The organism is Pseudomonas sp. B23(2017) (assembly GCF_002113725.1).
GTDB lineage: Bacteria > Pseudomonadota > Gammaproteobacteria > Pseudomonadales > Pseudomonadaceae > Aquipseudomonas > Aquipseudomonas putida_Z.
In genome coordinates, this window is record NZ_NEJM01000050.1 from 1 (window position 1) to 647 (window position 647).

Annotated in this window: 1 protein-coding gene; it reads right to left on the reverse strand. The window is 62.0% G+C overall.

Translation table 11 applies throughout. From position 1 onward, the window contains the following. On the reverse strand, positions 1–647 hold a 647-nt coding region (locus tag CAG46_RS28835), incomplete at both ends, for an immunoglobulin-like domain-containing protein (RefSeq protein WP_158091589.1).

Sequence of the window (647 nt, forward strand, 5' to 3'; positions counted from 1 at the left end):
GTGCCCGGTTCGTCGGTGATCTGCAGGGTCACCGGGTCGCCTTTGACCAGGTTCTCAAAGACCTGTTTGCCGGTGCCTTGCTCGGTGATCCCGTTGATGGCGATGCTTGGAGCACTGCTGCCGACATAGACGTTGTCCGCCAGGACGCCCGACTGCGAACCACTGATCTGCCCGGCGGCGATGTGGACCACCTTACCGTTGCTCAGCGCGATATCGAGACCACCGTGCTGACTCAGGTCGGCACCGGTAGGACCGGTCAGTGTGATGGTGTAAGTCACCGTCTGGCCTTCCACTGCCGGGTTCGGCGAAATGCTCAGCTCGGCCTTCACGGTGTCGACGGTGTCACTCAAGGTGATCGTCGTGGTGGCGCTGGTGTTCAAGTTCTCGAAGTTATGGCTGCCGGCGTCGATCACGCTGACGGTCTGGGTTTCGCCATCCTTGAACACATCATCGCTCTGCGCCACGAACGGATTGGTGGTCGCAGTAAGCGCGCCCTCGGCAAAGCTCAGGGTCTGGCCGTTGCTCAGGGTGACAGTGAAGGCTTGGCCTGCCGGGTGGCTCAGGGTGCCGGTGATGGTCGTGGTGTTGCCTTCCTGCACGGCATTGCCGGTGAGGGTCAGCGTCACTTCATCGCCGCCATTCGGCGT